At 42.5% G+C, this 17,689-nt stretch carries 18 protein-coding genes, 4 tRNA genes and 1 other RNA gene; 19 read left to right on the forward strand and 4 right to left on the reverse strand.

What is annotated here, in order from left to right; genetic code table 11:
• The first annotated feature begins 123 nt into the window (after positions 1 to 123).
• The 5 genes from FED51_RS07650 to FED51_RS07670 all read left to right on the forward strand — a co-directional run bounded on the left by FED51_RS07650 (position 124) and on the right by FED51_RS07670 (position 2,816).
• On the forward strand, positions 124 to 903 hold the full coding sequence (locus tag FED51_RS07650) for a metal ABC transporter ATP-binding protein (protein ID WP_010897559.1): 780 nt from the start codon (positions 124 to 126) through the stop codon (positions 901 to 903).
• Positions 896 to 1,759, forward strand: coding sequence for a metal ABC transporter permease (locus FED51_RS07655; protein WP_010897560.1), 864 nt, complete (start codon positions 896 to 898; stop codon positions 1,757 to 1,759). The genes FED51_RS07650 and FED51_RS07655 overlap by 8 nt, the downstream gene beginning before the upstream one ends.
• A 59-nt stretch (positions 1,760 to 1,818) precedes the next feature.
• Complete coding sequence (locus tag FED51_RS07660) at positions 1,819 to 2,235, forward strand: Fur family transcriptional regulator (protein WP_010897561.1); 417 nt, start codon at positions 1,819 to 1,821, stop codon at positions 2,233 to 2,235.
• 123 nt (positions 2,236 to 2,358) lie between these two features.
• Positions 2,359 to 2,466, forward strand: a complete 108-nt coding sequence (locus FED51_RS07665; protein WP_010897562.1) for a YjcZ family sporulation protein — start codon at positions 2,359 to 2,361, stop codon at positions 2,464 to 2,466.
• A 128-nt stretch (positions 2,467 to 2,594) separates the two neighbouring features.
• Positions 2,595 to 2,816 (forward strand): DUF1540 domain-containing protein, encoded by a 222-nt coding sequence (locus FED51_RS07670; protein ID WP_010897563.1) that lies wholly within the window; start codon positions 2,595 to 2,597, stop codon positions 2,814 to 2,816.
• Positions 2,817 to 2,896: 80 nt separating this feature from the next.
• Here FED51_RS07670 and FED51_RS07675 read toward each other — a convergent pair whose 3' ends face one another.
• Positions 2,897 to 3,484 carry a 5' nucleotidase, NT5C type gene (locus FED51_RS07675; RefSeq protein ID WP_010897564.1) on the reverse strand — a complete coding sequence of 196 codons (588 nt, stop codon included), beginning with the start codon at positions 3,482 to 3,484 and terminating at the stop codon, positions 2,897 to 2,899.
• Between the two features lie 158 nt (positions 3,485 to 3,642).
• On the opposite strand from FED51_RS07675, the gene FED51_RS07680 reads away from it, so the two are divergent.
• Positions 3,643 to 4,119: a hypothetical protein gene (locus tag FED51_RS07680; protein ID WP_053431503.1), complete on the forward strand. Its 477-nt coding sequence runs from the start codon at positions 3,643 to 3,645 to the stop codon at positions 4,117 to 4,119.
• Between the two features lie 43 nt (positions 4,120 to 4,162).
• Here the strand turns inward: FED51_RS07680 and ispG are convergent, their stop codons facing one another.
• Together ispG and FED51_RS07690 are read right to left on the reverse strand one after the other, a co-directional pair.
• Complete coding sequence (ispG, locus tag FED51_RS07685; RefSeq protein WP_010897566.1) at positions 4,163 to 5,266, reverse strand: flavodoxin-dependent (E)-4-hydroxy-3-methylbut-2-enyl-diphosphate synthase; 1,104 nt, start codon at positions 5,264 to 5,266, stop codon at positions 4,163 to 4,165.
• A gap of 100 nt (positions 5,267 to 5,366) precedes the next feature.
• Complete coding sequence (locus tag FED51_RS07690) at positions 5,367 to 5,693, reverse strand: hypothetical protein (protein WP_010897567.1); 327 nt, start codon at positions 5,691 to 5,693, stop codon at positions 5,367 to 5,369.
• Positions 5,694 to 5,896: 203 nt separating this feature from the next.
• Here FED51_RS07690 and FED51_RS07695 point away from each other — a divergent pair, with 203 nt between their 5' ends.
• The 3 genes from FED51_RS07695 (at position 5,897) to FED51_RS07705 (ending at position 8,933) form a co-directional block, all read left to right on the forward strand.
• Positions 5,897 to 7,108, forward strand: coding sequence for an MFS transporter (locus tag FED51_RS07695; RefSeq protein ID WP_053431502.1), 1,212 nt, complete (start codon positions 5,897 to 5,899; stop codon positions 7,106 to 7,108).
• 115 nt (positions 7,109 to 7,223) lie between these two features.
• Complete coding sequence (locus FED51_RS07700) at positions 7,224 to 8,117, forward strand: DUF1002 domain-containing protein (RefSeq protein WP_010897569.1); 894 nt, start codon at positions 7,224 to 7,226, stop codon at positions 8,115 to 8,117.
• Between the two features lie 165 nt (positions 8,118 to 8,282).
• The gene (locus FED51_RS07705) at positions 8,283 to 8,933 is read left to right on the forward strand and encodes an NfeD family protein (RefSeq protein ID WP_053431501.1); all 651 of its coding nucleotides are present in this window, start codon (positions 8,283 to 8,285) and stop codon (positions 8,931 to 8,933) included.
• A 13-nt stretch (positions 8,934 to 8,946) separates the two neighbouring features.
• Here FED51_RS07705 and FED51_RS07710 read toward each other — a convergent pair whose 3' ends face one another.
• Positions 8,947 to 9,726 carry a DUF1189 domain-containing protein gene (locus FED51_RS07710; RefSeq protein ID WP_010897571.1) on the reverse strand — a complete coding sequence of 260 codons (780 nt, stop codon included), beginning with the start codon at positions 9,724 to 9,726 and terminating at the stop codon, positions 8,947 to 8,949.
• 250 nt (positions 9,727 to 9,976) lie between these two features.
• Between FED51_RS07710 and FED51_RS07715 the strand changes: the two genes are divergently transcribed.
• The 10 genes from FED51_RS07715 (at position 9,977) to FED51_RS07760 (ending at position 17,647) form a co-directional block, all read left to right on the forward strand.
• Positions 9,977 to 11,578, forward strand: a complete 1,602-nt coding sequence (locus tag FED51_RS07715; protein WP_166740018.1) for a Na/Pi cotransporter family protein — start codon at positions 9,977 to 9,979, stop codon at positions 11,576 to 11,578.
• Positions 11,579 to 11,688: 110 nt separating this feature from the next.
• Positions 11,689 to 11,763 (forward strand) — tRNA-Asn (locus FED51_RS07720).
• A gap of 6 nt (positions 11,764 to 11,769) precedes the next feature.
• Positions 11,770 to 11,843, forward strand: a tRNA-Met gene (locus FED51_RS07725).
• Positions 11,844 to 11,894: 51 nt separating this feature from the next.
• Positions 11,895 to 11,971 (forward strand) — tRNA-Ile (locus tag FED51_RS07730).
• 14 nt (positions 11,972 to 11,985) lie between these two features.
• A tRNA-Ser gene (locus FED51_RS07735) sits at positions 11,986 to 12,078 on the forward strand.
• A 334-nt stretch (positions 12,079 to 12,412) separates the two neighbouring features.
• On the forward strand, positions 12,413 to 12,883 hold the full coding sequence (locus FED51_RS07740) for a GNAT family N-acetyltransferase (RefSeq protein ID WP_010897573.1): 471 nt from the start codon (positions 12,413 to 12,415) through the stop codon (positions 12,881 to 12,883).
• A 221-nt stretch (positions 12,884 to 13,104) separates the two neighbouring features.
• Positions 13,105 to 13,713 (forward strand): superoxide dismutase SodA, encoded by a 609-nt coding sequence (gene sodA, locus FED51_RS07745; RefSeq protein ID WP_010897574.1) that lies wholly within the window; start codon positions 13,105 to 13,107, stop codon positions 13,711 to 13,713.
• A gap of 141 nt (positions 13,714 to 13,854) precedes the next feature.
• A complete protein-coding gene (locus tag FED51_RS07750; protein WP_053431499.1) occupies positions 13,855 to 15,144 on the forward strand; it encodes an MFS transporter in 1,290 nt (429 codons plus the stop codon).
• 79 nt (positions 15,145 to 15,223) lie between these two features.
• Positions 15,224 to 15,404, forward strand: a non-coding RNA gene (ssrS, locus tag FED51_RS07755) — 6S RNA.
• 158 nt (positions 15,405 to 15,562) lie between these two features.
• The gene (locus tag FED51_RS07760; RefSeq protein ID WP_053431498.1) at positions 15,563 to 17,647 is read left to right on the forward strand and encodes a peptidoglycan D,D-transpeptidase FtsI family protein; all 2,085 of its coding nucleotides are present in this window, start codon (positions 15,563 to 15,565) and stop codon (positions 17,645 to 17,647) included.
• The last annotated feature ends 42 nt before the right edge of the window (positions 17,648 to 17,689 follow it).

Raw genomic sequence — 17,689 nt, forward strand, 5'->3', positions numbered from 1 at the left:
TGCAACAGTAGACATTCTACCTATAAACGTTATAATAAGGACTGTGATAAATAAATCGGAATGATTCTTAATATATACCTAATAAAGGATTATTCATTTCATGCGATCGGTGGAGGACTGTATATGTATCAATCAAAGGAAGAATTAACGATCGACATCCGGAATGTGGCGTATCGTTATGACTATCGTAACGTGTTGGAAAACGTCACGCTTCCCATTCGTCAAGGAGCATTTGTCGGGTTGGTAGGTCCAAACGGCTCTGGAAAATCAACGCTTATAAAATGCATTTTAGGGCTGCAAAAACCAAGCCAAGGAAGCATAAAGCTCTTTGGACAGCCAGTGGATAAATTCCGGCAGTGGGATCGAATTGGCTATGTATCGCAAAAAGCTAACAGCTTCAATTCAGGATTCCCTGCCACTGTTTATGAAGTCGTTTCGATGGGGCTGTTTGGTAAGGTCGGGATGTTCCGCTTTCTTACGAAAAAACATAAACAGAAAGTGAAAGAAGCTGTTGCAAGCGTCGGGATGAGCGGGTACTTACACCAAAATATTGGCGAGCTTTCAGGCGGACAGCAGCAGCGCGTGTTTATTGCTCGTGCTCTCGTAAGTGATCCTGAGTTGTTAATCCTTGATGAGCCCACGGTCGGAGTGGATGTGTCATCCGTAAAAAGCTTTTATACACTGTTAAGTGAGTTAAACCAAAAGCGGGGGATCACATTGTTACTCGTAACTCATGACATCGGGGCAATGACGGATTACGTGACAGATGTGGCTTGCCTAAACAAGCATCTTCATTTCCATGGTGATACGAAAGCGTTTGAGCAAACCCAAGACTTAACGGCCTTCTATGGACACGATGTTCACTTACTTACACACGATCATGGGGGGCATGGGCATGCTTGAAGTTTTTTTTCGTTATGAATTTTTACAAAATGCGTTTTATACTGGCGTGATGATCGGCTGCCTAGCGCCGTTACTCGGCGTTTTTCTTGTTGTGAGAAGGATGGCGCTCATTGCCGATGCCCTTTCCCACATTACGTTATCGGGGATCGCTTTTAGTTTATTGATTTCCAATTACGCAGCTCTGTTTTTATTTGTCAACCCATTATATATGGGAATTGTATTTTCCGTAGTCGGTTCTTTATTAATTGAAAAATTGCGCCAAGTTTACAAATTTTATCAAGAAATTGCGATCCCGATCATTTTATCTGGTGGCCTCGGCTTAAGTGTCCTGTTTTTATCTTTAGCCGATGGATTTAACAATGATTTAATGAACTATTTATTTGGGAGCGTCATCGCCGTAAGTCGCTCGGATTTATGGACCATCTTATTTATTACAATTGTGGTCATCATCGTATTAGTCTTATTTTATAAGGAGTTATTCTTTTTATCCTTTGATGAAGAACAAGCCGTTGTATCGGGCATTCAACGTCGTTTCGTTCATTTTATTTTTATTGTGATGGTCGCACTAGTAATTGCCGCTTCTATGCGTATTGTCGGGATTCTCCTCGTTTCGTCTTTAATGACGCTACCAGTTGCTGCGGCGATGCGATTTGCAAAAGGGTTTAAGCAAATGTTTGTCTATTCTATTCTTTTTGGAGAAGTGGCTGTTATTGGTGGCTTAATCTCAGCCTATTATTTGGATTTAGCGCCAGGAGGCACGATTGTGATGTTAGCGGTGCTCATCCTAGTAGGTTCCATTATCGGCAAAAAAGCAGCGACTTCGTGGGCACAAAAGAAAGAGACAATCCCTTCATGATGATTGTTGAATCTGTTACTTTCGTGTAAAATATGAGGGGACGAAAGGGCGTGCAAATGATGAACGTATCTGAAGCGATGAATATTTTAAAAAATAAAGGATACAAACATACGGACAAGCGTGAATTGATGCTCACTATTTTTGCAGATGAAAGCCGTTATTTGTCTGCTAAAGATGTATTGGAACGCTTGCAAAAACAGTATCCAGGATTAAGCTTCGATACCATTTATCGAAACCTTTCCTTGTTTAGCCAGCTCGGAATATTGGAAGAGACAGAGTTGGATGGAGAAAAGCGATTTCGATTCAGTTGTTCCACGACCCACCACCATCATCATTTAATTTGTTTAACGTGTGGGAAAACGAAGCATATTGAAAACTGTCCGATGGATATTGTGAATCAATCCTTCCCAGAGTTTGAAGTAACAGGACATAAATTTGAAATTTACGGCTATTGTAAATCGTGCCGAAACGATTAACTACATTCAAATGAGGTTTTCATACGAAAAGTTTTTGGCAGGAAAACGTGATAAACGCCCAATCCAAATGTTTACCTAGTTCATAGTGTATCATGTAGCCTACTATTGAAAGGAGATGGCATCATGAGTGCACCAACAGGTGGATATGGTTATGGAAGCGGCTTTGCTCTGTTAGTTGTGTTGTTTATTCTTCTTGTAATTATTGGAGCAAGCTGGTCCGGTTGGTACTAAGTTGATTTATGCGAGCATGGGATCCCATGCTCGTTTTATATTTTTTCAAAAGTTGGACAGGGGTAATTTGCCGGGAATAAAAGAAGACCATTCGTGCACCCTAGGGAACAGAGGGGGGAATTTTTCGAATGGAAAATCCAATTGTGAAATGTAATGTATCGAACTGTATGTATTGGGGCGAAGAAAATCGTTGTCATGCGGATGCCATTTTGGTGGAAATTGATGCGAATCAGCATCGTGATTATGACATGGAAGCAGGCCGTGAACCGTATGCAACCGCAGAAAAACGAGAAGTTGCTAAATCTAGCGGCGAAACCTGTTGTTACACTTTTCGTCCCAAAAAGCGTTAACGACACGAAGAAAAGACCGGAAGCATTCCGGTCTTTTCCCATTTTTAAGAAAGTATAGTTGAAAGTGAAAAACCTTTTCTTTAGAAGCCCGAACGTTTAAGCCATTCATCGACCCAGGCCTTTGCCTCAGTCCAATGGTTGATTCGGACCACATTTGCAGGTGTTGGCAAACGGTTGTAAGGAGTATCCATTAAAATGACAGGAATGGCGAATGTTTCGGCGATTGCCACCGCATTGTCGTGCTTGTCTTCAAAGAATATGTCGATTTCATGTGTACGAATCGCCTCTATTTTGTCATGTTTACCGACAAGCTCAATATGGTGAAAGGGAAGGTTTTGTTGTTCAAACCAATTTTTTGTTATTTCTTCAAGGTGACTCGCTCTTGCCGTAATATAAATAAGTTCATGTTCTTGCTTCCATTCCTCTAACACCTGATCGACACCATCTGCTTTTTTCGCTTGTTTGTAAATGGTTTGTTCGTGCTGTTCCATCCATTTCCAAAATTCTTCACTAGTAATTCCAAGCGATTTTGTTAGGTCATAGTCAGTAATATCTTCCAATGTGAGTGTTTTTTGGAACTGTTCGTTCAAATAGGGGAGAAACGTCGCAGGATCGGTGACGGTCCCATCAATATCTAAACCGAATCGTTTTTGTTTTCTCACAGTCATTTTGCGTTCACTCCTTTATGTACTTTCCATCTCATACAATACACGACCTGTTCAATGAAAGCTAGCACGTTCCTTGTGATGAAAAGATTGTCACCGATATTCTTTTGCCGCAGCGTCATACTAAAAATGTTCCCCGAAACAGAAAGAGAGGGAGTCAAATGAGCGAAAATCGAAACGGCAACAACCTAAATGGTCATGACATCGATCGAGATCCTATCCGACTTGTGGATGAAAACGATCCAGCTTTGACGCTTGTGGAAGATGATGATCTAGCTGAGGAGGACACGATCGGTGCTTCAATGGACGCAGCAAGATCTCTTGATGATTACGATGAGGAGACAGCTGCCGAATTAGCAGCACCACCGTCCTCTGTACCTTTTCAGCGAGATGAAGAAGAAGCAGATGAGACAGAAGAAGCCAATATGGATGACGCAACAGCAGGGAAGGGAGTAGGGACCTTTGCCATTGTCCTCTCCATCTTATCGCTGTTCTTTTTACCTATTCTGTTAGGAGCTTCGGGAATTGTTATTGGTTATGTATCCCGTCGTTATGGGGCACGGGCGTTAGGAAACTGGGCCATCGGGATCGGCGCATTTTCCATCTTAATGACCGTCCTTTTCTCACCATTTTTCTAGATTAGGGAGTAGGGGAACAAATGAAAAAGCATAAGCGTTACGCTTATGCTTTTTCTAATTCCTTCTGCTTGGCAAAATATTCTTCTGCAATTTTATCGATTTCTTTTTTCAATTCCTCGACCATCGTTTCTTCGGGTACTTTTCGCACGATTTCTCCTTTGCGGAAAAGGAGTCCTTCTCCTCTGGCACCAGCAATTCCAATGTCAGCTTCGCGCGCTTCACCTGGACCGTTAACAGCACAGCCTAGCACGGCTACTTTGATTGGCGCACGAATTTTGGAAATATATTCTTCCATTTCATTGGCAATGCTTATTAAATCAATCTCAATCCGCCCACATGTTGGACATGAAATTAATGTAGCTGCGTTGGAAGCAAGCCCAAAGGATTTTAACAGTTCTCGTGCCACTTTAACTTCTTCAACTGGATCAGCACTTAACGAAACGCGGACGGTGTTACCAATGCCCATGTTTAAGATGGCACCAAGTCCAGCCGCGCTTTTTACGGTACCTGCAAATAGCGTCCCTGATTCTGTGATTCCTAAGTGAAGCGGGTAATCGAAAGCTTTTGCTGCTTTTTCATAAGCTTCAATGGCTAAATTCACGTCAGATGCTTTCATAGACACAATAATGTCATGAAAATCAAGATCTTCTAAAATTTTGATATGGTGTAAGGCGCTTTCCACCATCCCGTCAGCCGTTGGGTACCCGTATTTGTCAAGGATTCGCTTTTCGAGCGAGCCAGCATTGACACCAATACGAATTGGAATGCCCTTTTCTTTTGCTGCTTTGACGACCGCTTCTACTTTGTGACGCTTACCAATGTTTCCAGGATTAATCCGAATTTTATCGGCACCGCCTTCAATGGCTTTCAAGGCGAGCTTGTAGTCAAAATGAATATCGACAACAAGAGGAATTGAAATCTGTTTTTTTATCGCAGGAATAGCTTCTGCTGCACGCATGTCGGGACATGCGACGCGAACGACTTGACACCCTGCTTCCTCTAACCGTTTAATTTCTGCTACGGTTGCTTCCACATCATGGGTTTTAGTCGTTGTCATACTTTGAACGACCACTTCGTTGTTTCCACCGATCGTCAAGTTCCCGACCTTTACGGGCCTGGTCTTGGTACGATGTGTAATCTCGGTCATTGACCTATCGCTCCTTTTTGTCACGCTTTACGTGAACTGTAGAGATACGATCCTATTTTATCAATCGTGCCTTAATTTTGGCAAGGACAAAGTTTGTCACTTATTCTCCATAGATTGGAAAACGATAACTTTCGCCGATTTGGATATCCTCCGGAGCTAGTCCGTCGTTTAGTTGCGAGAAATCATAAACAATCTCTTGTATGGTGGCACGGATTGGCTCCGTGTGTAAATGTTCGACGATGGAAAGTACAGTATACCCTGGCTCAACAACAACGACTTCATAAGGAGCATCAGGTAACGTATTATTTTCGGCAGCTTCTACAGTAGAGGGGCTGTTCACTAGTGGGGGTAAGGTGCCGATCGTTAGGTCATAATACATACTTGAAAAGATGATCAATAATAAAGTAAAAAACCCGAGTCGTTTCATGAAGCTTGTCCTCCTTACAACGTAGGTTATTCTGTAGTATATGCTGGAAATCATTTCATATGTCATAAAATGTTCGACAATTTTCTATGCATGGACTCAACGTCAAGTGGTGGATGCAACTGCTTCTAAATTAGGCTTGTCAACAACACCATGTTTTTAAAATAGATTTCAGGTGACATAACGGAAGGAGCATGTGCGTAATTATGACTCGAGTGACCGATACGCTACTTTATGTTGTTTTAGGAATGGCGCCACTTCTCATGGTTCTTGGGAATTCAATGTTTATCCCCATGCTACCAACGATTCAAGCGGAATGGGGATTATCGGTTGTCCAAGGCGGATGGTTGCTTACGTCCTTTACTGTTCCAGCAGCACTCCTAATCCCTATAAGTGGGATTCTCTCTGAGCGATATGGACAAAAGCGCATTGGTTTGGCCTCTCTTGTTATTTTAGGAACGGGATGCGTCCTTTCAAGCATCGCTGTAGTGATCGAGACGCGCCCGTTTTGGCTCCTTTTAACCGGAAGAATCATTCAAGGATTAGGAACTGGAGGATTAACACCCATTTCCTTAATGGTAGCTTCAGAATTATTTTCAGGAAAAAAACGAAATGAAGCGTTAGGCTTTCTTGAAGTAAGCAATGGCATCGGAAAAATCATCAGCCCAATCATTGGAGGTTTGATACTTTTGGCTTCGTGGTATTATTCATTTGTCGTATTATTTGCCCTTGCGTTACTAGCGTTTGTTGGTTTCTATACACTTGTGAATGAACCAAAAAAACATGAAACGACATTATCGGCTCGCGCGTATACTAAAAAGCTATCCCAATCCCTTCAAGAAAACTGGAAAATGTTCGTGCCGATCTTTATCATTGGGAGCTTAGGAATGCTCATCCTTTTTGGCTACTTGTTTGCAGTCTCGAACATGATTGGAGAAGTTTCTCCATTCTGGAAAGGAGTCATTTTAGCCGTCCCGTTCCTTTTATTCGCGGTCGCTTCTTTTTGGACAAGTCGCTGGTTAACTCCGGAATTTGCTTCGTTCCAAAAGGCGATGATGGCCGGGACGACGCTGATGACAGGAGCAATGTTCCTCATGCTATGGCAACATGATCGAACCATTTTGTTTATGCTTGTGAGCTTATTTTCTCTTGGGCTTGGCATGTTTTTTCCTCCTGCCAGTGCAGCGGTTGCGGCATTAACGAATAATGTGAGTCGAAGTGTGATCATGCCTTTATATTCGATGGCCCGCTTTCTTGGTGTGGCGGTTGGCCCAGTTATTTTCGGCTTTTGGCTTGAACGAAATATTTCCATTCATACCATGAGTTTTTTTATTATATCGTTAAGTTTTTTTATCATGTGTGTCCTTTGGTATAGTGGGTTTTTAAGAAAAACCAATCTTTCCCATGAATCGAGTTAGTTCAAAAGTCCCTTTTCTTTTTTTGTAAGTTCGTGTTTCCTTTTAATTAGTGTGGACGTTATATGAGATAGAGGGGTCACACTTTTGGTTTTAGAGATAAAAGGAGTCGATAAATATGAAAACATGGTTTAACAAATGTATGGCTGTAATGTTAGCGATTTTGTTACTTGTACCATCACTTGCACCATCAGTCGCCTTGGCAGATGCTGTAACTGGCGAAGTGATTGTCACTTTAGGACAGGATCTGTCCCAAGAACAAAGACAGCAAATTTTAAATGAAATGGGCGTAGATGATACCGTTGAAATCATCTATGTTACGAATGCAGAAGAGCATCAATATTTAGGAGACTATATTAGCGCTTCACAAATTGGAACAAGGGCGCTATCTTCATCGAAAATCACATTGACCGAGCCAGGTACTGGGCTTCATGTGGAGTCAAATAATATCGATCGGATTGCAGATACGATGTATGCTAATGCCCTTGTCACTGCAGGGGTTGAGGATGCAGACATTTATGTCACAGCACCGTTCCCGGTTTCTGGTACAGCTGCTCTAACGGGACTTCTTAAAGCATATGAAGTTGCAGCAGATGTCACAATTCCAGAAGAGCAAAAACAAGTGGCCAATGAAGAGATGGTTAAGACATCAGAACTAGCTGAGCGAGTAGGTGTCGAAGAGGCAACGGAGTTAATGAATCGAATTAAAGAAGAGATCGCAGCTAATCCAGTTGAGACGGAAGATGAACTTCGCGACTTGATTCGCCGACTTGCTGAAGAGCTAGGGATCACATTAACAGATGAAGAATTAAATGGACTTGTATCCTTGTTTATGCGGATGAAGGATTTAAATATTGATTGGAACAAAGTTCAAGATGGAATCCAGCATGTACGTGACAATTTAGATGACTTTTTAAATCGGGAAGAAACCCAGTCAATCATTCGTCGAATTCTAGATATGATTAGCGAGTTGATCGATGCCCTCATCGGATTGTTCACGAGCTCAGAATAAAAAAGCGGAGATTTCCGCTTTTTTATTTGCACAATACGTGAGGAAGGGATACATTTGAAGAAGAATACCGCCTAGAAGGTGAATCCTTCTTTCGGTCCATCCTCTATAAAAACTGAAACATTTTTTGCCCTCAAACGTAAATCATGGTGGAAGGAGGTCGAGGATATGGAATGGCTTGATATCGCAAGTGTAGGTTTTGTTGTTGTCTTATTAGGCACATTATTCTTATTTGGCGAGCTTCTCGTTCGTGCTAAAGGTTTATTTGGACTTCTTGGTGTTGCAATTATGAGCTTTTACTTTTCCCATCACCTAACAGGGGATGCAGGGTTTTGGGTTGTGATCCTATACTTAGTAGGTCTTGCGTTGATCATGGTTGATGGTAAGGTGATTTCAGATGGCACGATTGCCCTGCTAGGCATTGCATTAATGATCGTCGGACTTGCGATCCCCTCACCTAGCGTTATTTACGGTATCCTTGTCGGGATGGGATTTTTAGTTGGGGGCTTTAGCTCAGCGTTATTTTTAAAGGTTTTTCCTTCACGAAACATGTGGTCAAAAATGACGCTCCGGGATCGACTAACAGGAGATCAGGGCTATAATTCGATGAATGAAGAATATAAGTCACTCATTGGGAAGCAAGGGAAGACGATAACGCCTTTTCGCCCGACTGGCTCGGTTGAAATTGAAGGGAAGCCATACAGTGCGACGAGCGGCAGTCATTGGCTTCAAGAAAATGAACAGGTTGAAGTGGTTTCTGTTAGCGGAACGTATATTTTAGTAAAGAAAATCGAAGAACAAGATATTGAAGATAAATAAACAGGGGACGGAGTTATCCGCCGCCCTTTTTTTTAGGTTTTGGCAATGTGTAAAGGCTAAATACATAAAGGCCAATAGTAATCATGATCAGCAGGAGGATAGGAACTGAGTGTAATAAGGAATCGATGATTGAAAAGGCAACGGCTGGCATTGTCATAGCTATCGCTGCCATAGACCAGAGAGCTTTATAGGTTAACCGAGCCTCTTTTGGTCGAAGCAGGAGCCCTATGGTAGCAAGCAAGCTAATACCAATATAGGCAAAGCCGGCAAACCCTACATACATAACCAAAATCGAAAGGAAAACAAAGATGAAGAAGACGCCTTGAAATTGTTCAATCGATTGCTGCAATTCGGTAGGGGAAAGAGAATGTATCCCCGAAAACTGATATTGGACCGCTTGCATGTGACCATTGTCCAAGAAAATCATTTCGGTTTTAAGGAGTGCCACCCCATTTTGGTAAGCGCTCAAATCTTTTTCCGTAACCGTACCTGTATCGTCAAGGATGAAGACCCCATCGATAAGTGCGTCTGTTATATAAGGGCGTTCATGGTGCTCCTCTAACTGTAAATGTCCATCAACAATTTGAAACGAGGGAATGTCTTCATGTAAGATCGATTGCAGTTGAGTTACGCCATGTTGCAACGACGAGACGAGCATTATACTTGGGGGAATGATAATGAGCAGTGTCACGAGTAAAATGTGAACGATTGCTTTTGTAATTGGAACAAACCGAGCGTATTTTATCGTTTGTATGAGATATAAGCTTTTAAATAATAGTTGAAATTGGTTCATGTTTGTCCATCCTTTCCCTTCCAAGTGTACGAAAATGCCTTTGTACATTCAAGCAAAAATAAGAGGAGAAGAAAAATGTAAACGCTTTTAAAAATCTTAACAAAACCTTTACAAAAGATTAATAAAGGCTAAATAATTCCCCCGTATGCTTGTAGAGGTTTGTCGAATAGGGGATCGGCAAATGGAACATACTAGTTTCTATTTGAAGGGATGAGAGACTGTGGATGCAGAGTTGCAAACATTGCTATTTATGTTTTTTGGCGGTCTAGGTATTTTCCTATTTGGGATTAAGTACATGGGGGATGGACTGCAAAAAGTAGCAGGAGAGCGCTTGCGTGATTTGTTAGATAAATTTACAACAAATCCGTTAATGGGTGTATTAGCAGGTATCGTTGTTACCGTCTTGCTACAAACGAGTACGGGTACAACTGTTTTGACGATTGGTCTCGTCAACGCTGGTTTTATGACGCTTAAACAGGCTATCGGTGTTATAATGGGTGCGAACATTGGTACAACCGTTACTGCATTCATTATTGGGATTAAAATCTCTGAATATGCTTTGCCGATCATTGCAGTGGGAGCAGCTTTAATCTTTTTTATTAAAAATAAAAAAGTGAACAATATTGGACAAGTTATCTTTGGTTTTGGGACGCTTTTCTATGGTTTGAATACAATGGGAGAAGGACTAAAGCCCCTGCGTGAGCTGCAAGCTTTTGCTGATTTAACGGTAAGCATGAGTGAAAACCCACTTTTAGGAGTACTAATCGGAACGATTTTCACCGCAGCGGTACAAAGCTCCAGTGCATCAATCGGGCTCCTGCAACAGCTTTACGATCAAGGGGCAATGGACTTATTTGCAGCTTTACCGGTCTTATTTGGTGATAACATTGGAACAACGATTACCGCAGTGCTTGCGGCCATTGGTGCATCGGTAGCGGCGAAACGTGCAGCATTAACTCATGTGATTTTTAACTTAATTGGAACGATCATTGTTTTAATTATCATTATTCCGTTTACACACTTTATTGCTTATTTAGCAGAGGTATTTGCTTTGAATCGTCCAATGACGATTGCATTTGCCCACGGAATTTTTAATGTATCGAATACACTCATCCAACTTCCATTTATCGGGATCTTGGCGATCATTGTAACTAAGCTCGTCCCTGGAGACGATTTCTACATTGAATATAAGGCGAAGCATTTAGATCCGCGTTTTGTCGGTAGCTCACCAGCGATTGCCCTTGGACAGGCGAAACAGGAAGTATTGCGGATGGCTGAGTTTTCTGAAAAAGGGCTACTCGAAGTAAGTAAATACATGGAAAATGGTCAAAAGAAACATGCGGAAATGGCGGTTCAATTTGAAGATGCCATCAACAATCTCGATCGGAAAATTACCGAATATTTAATTTCGATCTCCTCTCGCTCCTTGTCGGCTCAAGATTCAAAAATGCACGGAATGCTGATGGATACCGTACGTGATATTGAACGAATCGGAGATCATATTGAAAACATTGTGGAGTTAAAGGATTATCAGAAAGCGAACAAAGTAAAAATTTCAGAAAAAGCACTCCATGACCTTCAGGAAATGTTTGATCTTACACATTCAACATTGACAGAAGCGATCATGTCCTTAGAGACAGGGGATCTTGAGGCTGCTCGTTCTGTTATCGAAAAAGAAGAGCATATCGATCAAATGGAACGTAAATTACGCAAGCAGCATATCATTCGTGTGAATGAAGGGAATTGTACAGGTGCTGCTGGTATCGTCTTTGTCGACATTGTAAGTAACCTTGAACGGATTGGCGACCATTCTGTCAACATTGCTGAAGCGGTCATCGGAGAAAATCGTTAGAAGAAAAGCAGAGACGCCTCTGCTTTTCTTTTCAATATCAACAAAAATCTACAGGAAAAAGCATTGACTAGATGGACAAACAGTGGTAATATTATTCTTGTCTTTCTTGTTCCACAGTAGCTCAGTGGTAGAGCAATCGGCTGTTAACCGATCGGTCGTAGGTTCGAGTCCTACCTGTGGAGCCATGATATGGCGGTGTAGCTCAGCTGGCTAGAGCGTACGGTTCATACCCGTGAGGTCGGGGGTTCGATTCCCTCCGCCGCTATTCCTTTTTTACCGCATGAATGTGTGCTAAAAAGATTAAGATGATAGTTGAGGACCCTTAGCTCAGTTGGTCAGAGCAGTCGGCTCATAACCGATCGGTCGTAGGTTCGAGTCCTACAGGGTCCACCATGAGTATTTATGTTGGAGGAGTACCCAAGTCTGGCTGAAGGGATCGGTCTTGAAAACCGACAGGCGGGTTAAACCGCGCGGGGGTTCGAATCCCTCCTCCTCCGCCATACATACAGATGTTCAAACTATAGCATGGATGCTGTAGTTTTTTTGTGTTCTAAAATGTTGCTTTCACGATCGGCCTTGGCAACAAACCAAACTACTTTAACTAGCGATGTCAGGGTAGGGGAGCCGAGCACGATGACTTCTGTGAGCCTTCTACAGTCAGCATGAGCACATGAAATAAGCTCGCCGCGATTCCTTAATAGCTGTAGCCTCGGTCAATTGGTTGCTAACGGCTTTTATTTTTTTTTAATCGATATGCAGTCTCTGTTAAAAGAAACCCTCTAGGTATAAGGTGAATACACTGGCTAAAACGACTTACAAAAAGGGGCAACGAGGATGATCATTCGGGAAGCAACCGTTCAAGATTATGAAGAGGTGGCAAGGCTACACACCCAAGTGCACGAAGCGCATGTGAAGGAGAGGGGAGATATTTTTCGTTCCAACGAGCCAACGCTAAATCCGAGTTTTTTTCAAGCAGCTGTCCAAGGCGAAAAATCAACCGTGTTAGTGTTCGTTGATGAGCGAGAAAAAATTGGAGCGTACAGTGTGATTCATCTCGTACAAACACCTCTCCTTCCAACGATGCAGCAGAGGAAAACGGTGTATATTTCAGATCTATGTGTAGATGAGACAAGACGGGGCGGTGGAATTGGTCGACTTATTTTTGAAGCGATTATTTCCTATGGGAAAGCCCATCAGGTGGATGCGATTGAATTGGATGTGTATGACTTTAACGATCGGGCTAAAGCTTTTTACCACAGCTTGGGCATGCGATGTCAAAAACAGACGATGGAGCTTCCTCTTTAAGAAAATGGTTTAAGCTATGGTTAAACAGGGTATCGTATAAAAGCATATGGGGAAAGCAAGCCATGAGCGTTTTCGTTGAAAGCTTGTTCGAAATTTGCTATTGTATTGATGGGGCAACTTAATAAACATTTCTATTGACTAACTTGTTTTACTATTTTGGAGGGATTTCCCTCCAAATTCATTCTTTATTATTTCACGTTTATCAAGGAGGAGATCGTATTATGGCTTTTGAACTACCAAAACTACCGTATCCTGCAAATGCACTTGAACCACACATCGATGAGGCAACGATGAACATTCACCACGGGAAGCACCATAACACGTATGTAACAAAATTAAATGCAGCTCTTGAAGGTCACAGTGCTCTTGCTGAAAAGTCAATTGAAGCGCTTGTCAGCGACCTCGATGCTGTACCAGAAAACATTCGTACAGCAGTCCGCAATAATGGTGGTGGCCATGCAAACCACACGCTTTTCTGGCAAATTCTTAGCCCGAATGGTGGAGGCGCTCCTACTGGTGAGCTTGCAGATGCGATCAATGCTGAATTCGGTAGCTTTGATCAATTCAAAGAAAAATTTGCTGACGCAGCAGCAAACCGCTTCGGTTCTGGCTGGGCGTGGCTTGTTGTCAATGATGGCAAACTAGAAATCACAAGCACTCCAAACCAAGATACGCCATTAATGGAAGGGAAAACACCAATTCTTGGCTTAGACGTATGGGAGCATGCATACTACTTGAATTACCAAAACCGTCGTCCTGATTACATTTCAGCTTTCTGGAACGTTGTCAATTGGGACGAAGTAGCGAAGCGTTACAACGAAGCAAAATAAGTCTGATGTTTACATAGAGGGGCCATTTACAATGATGGACCCCTCTTATTTTTTGCAGGTAAATCTCGTTCGATCTCCCCCTGTCTCAATGCATAACGTGACTAAACCGACACACACTAAAACAGAAGGTGGTGGGTCGGTTTGCATGATGTATTAAAAAAAGTTATTGGGGATATTGAAGTTTCAAAAGATCTCATCTTACTACTCGTCATTGGCGGTCTTTATGCACTCGGAATTGCCCTTTCTAATACATTTGTAAATGTCTACTTGTGGAAGCAATCTGGAGAGTTTCTTGATTTAGCTCTTTACAATTTAACGTCTGTGATTATGCAACCACTCACGTTTATTTTGGCAGGGCGTTGGGCGAAGAAAATTGATCGTGTGATCGTCTTACGGTTAGGGGTCATTTTTTTATCGATTTTCTTTTCAACAGTTCTCATGTTAGGGGAAAAGGCAAATCAATTCCTGATCCTTCTTGGCGGATTGCTGGGGATCGGATTTGGTTTTTATTGGCTTGCCTTTAATGTCCTTACGTTTGAAATTACAGAGCCTGAGACGAGGGATTTTTTTAATGGTTTTTTGGGGCTGCTTACCTCCTTTGCTGGAATGATCGGACCCATTCTTTCAGGTTTTTTGATTACAAAGATGGAGAAGATGACTGGATACACGGTAATATTTGCCCTTTCTCTAGGTCTGTTCATTCTTGCTGTCATCATTAGCTTCATGCTGAAGAGGAGAGCAGCAAAAGGAGGGTTTCACTTCCGAGCCGTCCTAAAAGAGCGGAAGCATAATAAAAATTGGGGACGGATTATCCACGCCCACTTTTTCCAAGGATTACGAGAAGGAACGTTTGCATTTGTTATTGTCGTATGGGTGTATGTGACAACGAAGAGTGAATTAGCGATCGGGACATATGGTCTTGTCGCCTCGGCTACATCCTTTGTTGCTTATTATTTAGCCACTCGCCTCATCAAGCCGAGCTTTCGTAAGAAGTCGATCCTCATTGGAGGATTGGTTTTGTATGCGGCGTTGTTTTTAATTGTTTTTAAGCTGACATTCCCTCGATTAATTATGTATGGGATTGTCATCTCCATCGCTTATCCGTTTCTCCTCGTACCGTATGTTTCATTAACCTATGACGTCATTGGTAAAGCAAAAGGTGCAAAAGACATGCGGGTGGAGTACATTGTCGTTCGTGAACTGTTTTTAAATTTAGGTCGGATTACGTCCATTTGCCTTTTCATTTTAACGATTTCAGTATTACCAGAAAAGAAGGGGATTCCGCTGTTGTTTCTTATTGTTGGTGCCGGGCATACTGTCATCTATTGGTTTATTCGCAACATTCGCTTCCCGGCAAAGAAACATGTTCCTTCCTACATGTTTGCAAGGCAAAAAAATGGTGAAGGTGGTCCAGGAAATTCAACGGTATAAGCGATTGTGTCAATCTTGTAACAGTGATTGGACCTGCTTCTGTTTTCGTTAAAATTGTGCTATACTGAGCTTAGTTTAAAACAGCCTGCTATGTTTGTTAGCTTCTCTAATGTTTCGAACCGTACGTTTAAAAAGGGAGCTCTACATTGACTCTGTGACGACATGCCTCTATTAGGACGTTGGATCAGCTGTCTGCGAGCACCCACCTGCGAGGGTAGGTTCTTGAAACGTGTGAAGCAAACGGCATTCGCGGGTTTTTTTATACGATTGGAGAGTATAAACGATTTCCCAAATGAAAGATCTTAGTATGATCGTTCTGGACGGATCGGCTTCCATGAAAGCTCGGCCATGTCGCCGAGTTTTCTTTCATGAGTCCTGACATATTATAAATGGTAGTATATAGGAGGAACATTAGCGTATGAGAACAGGGCCACGCAAAAAAAAGAACTTTGTATTTAGCCGGTTGAATGTCCTCTTTTTTATCGTGTTTGCGCTCTTTTCCATTTTAATTTTGCGCCTTGGTTTTGTGCAAATTGTGGAAGGAGAAACACATTTAAAGAGTTTGGAAAGGACATCGAACGCCACTGCAAGAATTGATGCGCCCCGTGGTCTCATGTATGACCGCTTTGGCTATGTTGTGGTCGATAACGAACTCGAGCTGTCTTTAACGTACACGAGTCAAAGTCAGACAAGAGACACTGAAGAAATGCTCGATGTTGCTCGCAAGCTAGAACAGCTCATTGAAGTGGATACGAGTAAGATCACGGAGCGAGACCGAAAGGATTATTGGTTGCTGCAAGCCTCTCGTGAAGAACGACTTGAGCTCGTGTCTTTAGAAGAACGAAAAGAGATCGATGATCCTCAGGAGGAGTATGCTCTTGAGCTCGAACGGATTACAGATGAGCATCTTAATAGCTTAACAGAGGAAGATGAACGGATTCTGGCGATCTTTCGCCAAATGAATCAAGGCTATGCACTAACACCTCAGCGGATCAAACGGGATATTTCGGAAGAAGAAGCCCACAGCATCGCTGAAAAGCTAGATGAGCTTCCCGGTGTTGATATCCTTCGTGATTCCAGACGTAAATATCCATATGGCAACTCGCTCAGAAGTGTGTTTGGGAACACAGGCTCCATTCCGCGGGAGCAGCTTAATAATTATTTAGCAAAAGGATATGAACGGTCCGATATTGTCGGAACAAGTTATTTGGAGCTTCAATATGAAGATGTGCTCAGGGGACAAAAAGCGGTTGTTGAAAGCACGACAACATCATCCGCTGGAGACATGATCGAGCAAACGATTAATGAGCAGTTAGGCTCAAGAGGAAATGACCTCGTGTTGGCGATTGATATGGAGATGCAACAATATTTGGATGACATTGTGGAACGGCGAATTTCACAAAATCCTGGGGCGTTTATCAATGAAGGTTCAGCTTATGTGGTGATGATGGACCCGAAAACGGGAGATATTCTCGCAATGACCGGTTATTCAACAAATCAGGAAAATGACCATATTGGCGTTGTCAATAAAGCATTTGAAATGGGATCCTCTATAAAAGGGGCTTCTGTGTTAACCGGTTTTCAAACAGGTGTTGCCTCACCAGGGACCGTGTTTTATGATCGACCAATTGACCTTCCTGGTACCCCTATTAAAAAGTCTGTGCGGAACTACGGGGCTGTTAGTTCTCAGCGAGCCCTTGAAGTGTCATCCAACGTGTATATGTTTGAAATTGCCATGAGGATGGCAGGCTATAATTACAACTCAAAATGCTGCTGGAATAGTGAAACGATTGAGAGAGCTTACAATGAAGCGCGCTATTATTTCAGCCAGTTTGGATTAGGTACAGAGACGGGGATTGACCTCCCGTCTGAGTATACAGGTGTCAATGGTGGAGTTCAACAAGCGGGTAACCTGCTAGACTTAATGATCGGACAGTTTGATACGTATACAACGATGCAGCTCGCTCAATATATTTCAACGATTGCCAATGATGGTTACCGGATGCAACCGCGACTTGTTACTGAAATTCGTGAGCCGAGTGCGGATAAAGATTCACGCGGTGCTGTCGTTCAACAATTTGAGCCACGAGTGTTGAATCGAATCGATATGACCGATGCACAAATTCGTGATGTTCAGCAAGGGTTCAGACGTGTTTCAACAAACGGAACAGCAAGTCGTTTCTTTGCGAACAAAACATATACGACCGCAACAAAAACCGGAACAGCTCAGGTTCGCGTCGCTGTAGGAGAGGGAGAAAATCGTCGCTTTATTGACGGGAACAACCAAGCACTTGTCGGGTATGCGCCTTATGACGATCCGGAGGTAGCATTTGCGATCATCGTTCCTTATGCAAAGCGTGATTCAGCTCCAGGTGCCAATGCTGACCTTGCCCGTGATATTGGGGCAGAGATGCTGGATACGTATTTTGAATTGAAGGAAAGGCGAGAAGGCCCTACGTTAGCAGATGATCCTGTTTTAGAGGATTTTGAAGGGAACGAATAAACGCAAAAAACATCCTCTTCAGCGTACGAGCTGGAGGGGATG

Source organism: Halalkalibacterium halodurans, from assembly GCF_005671335.1.
Taxonomy (GTDB): domain Bacteria; phylum Bacillota; class Bacilli; order Bacillales; family Bacillaceae_D; genus Halalkalibacterium; species Halalkalibacterium halodurans.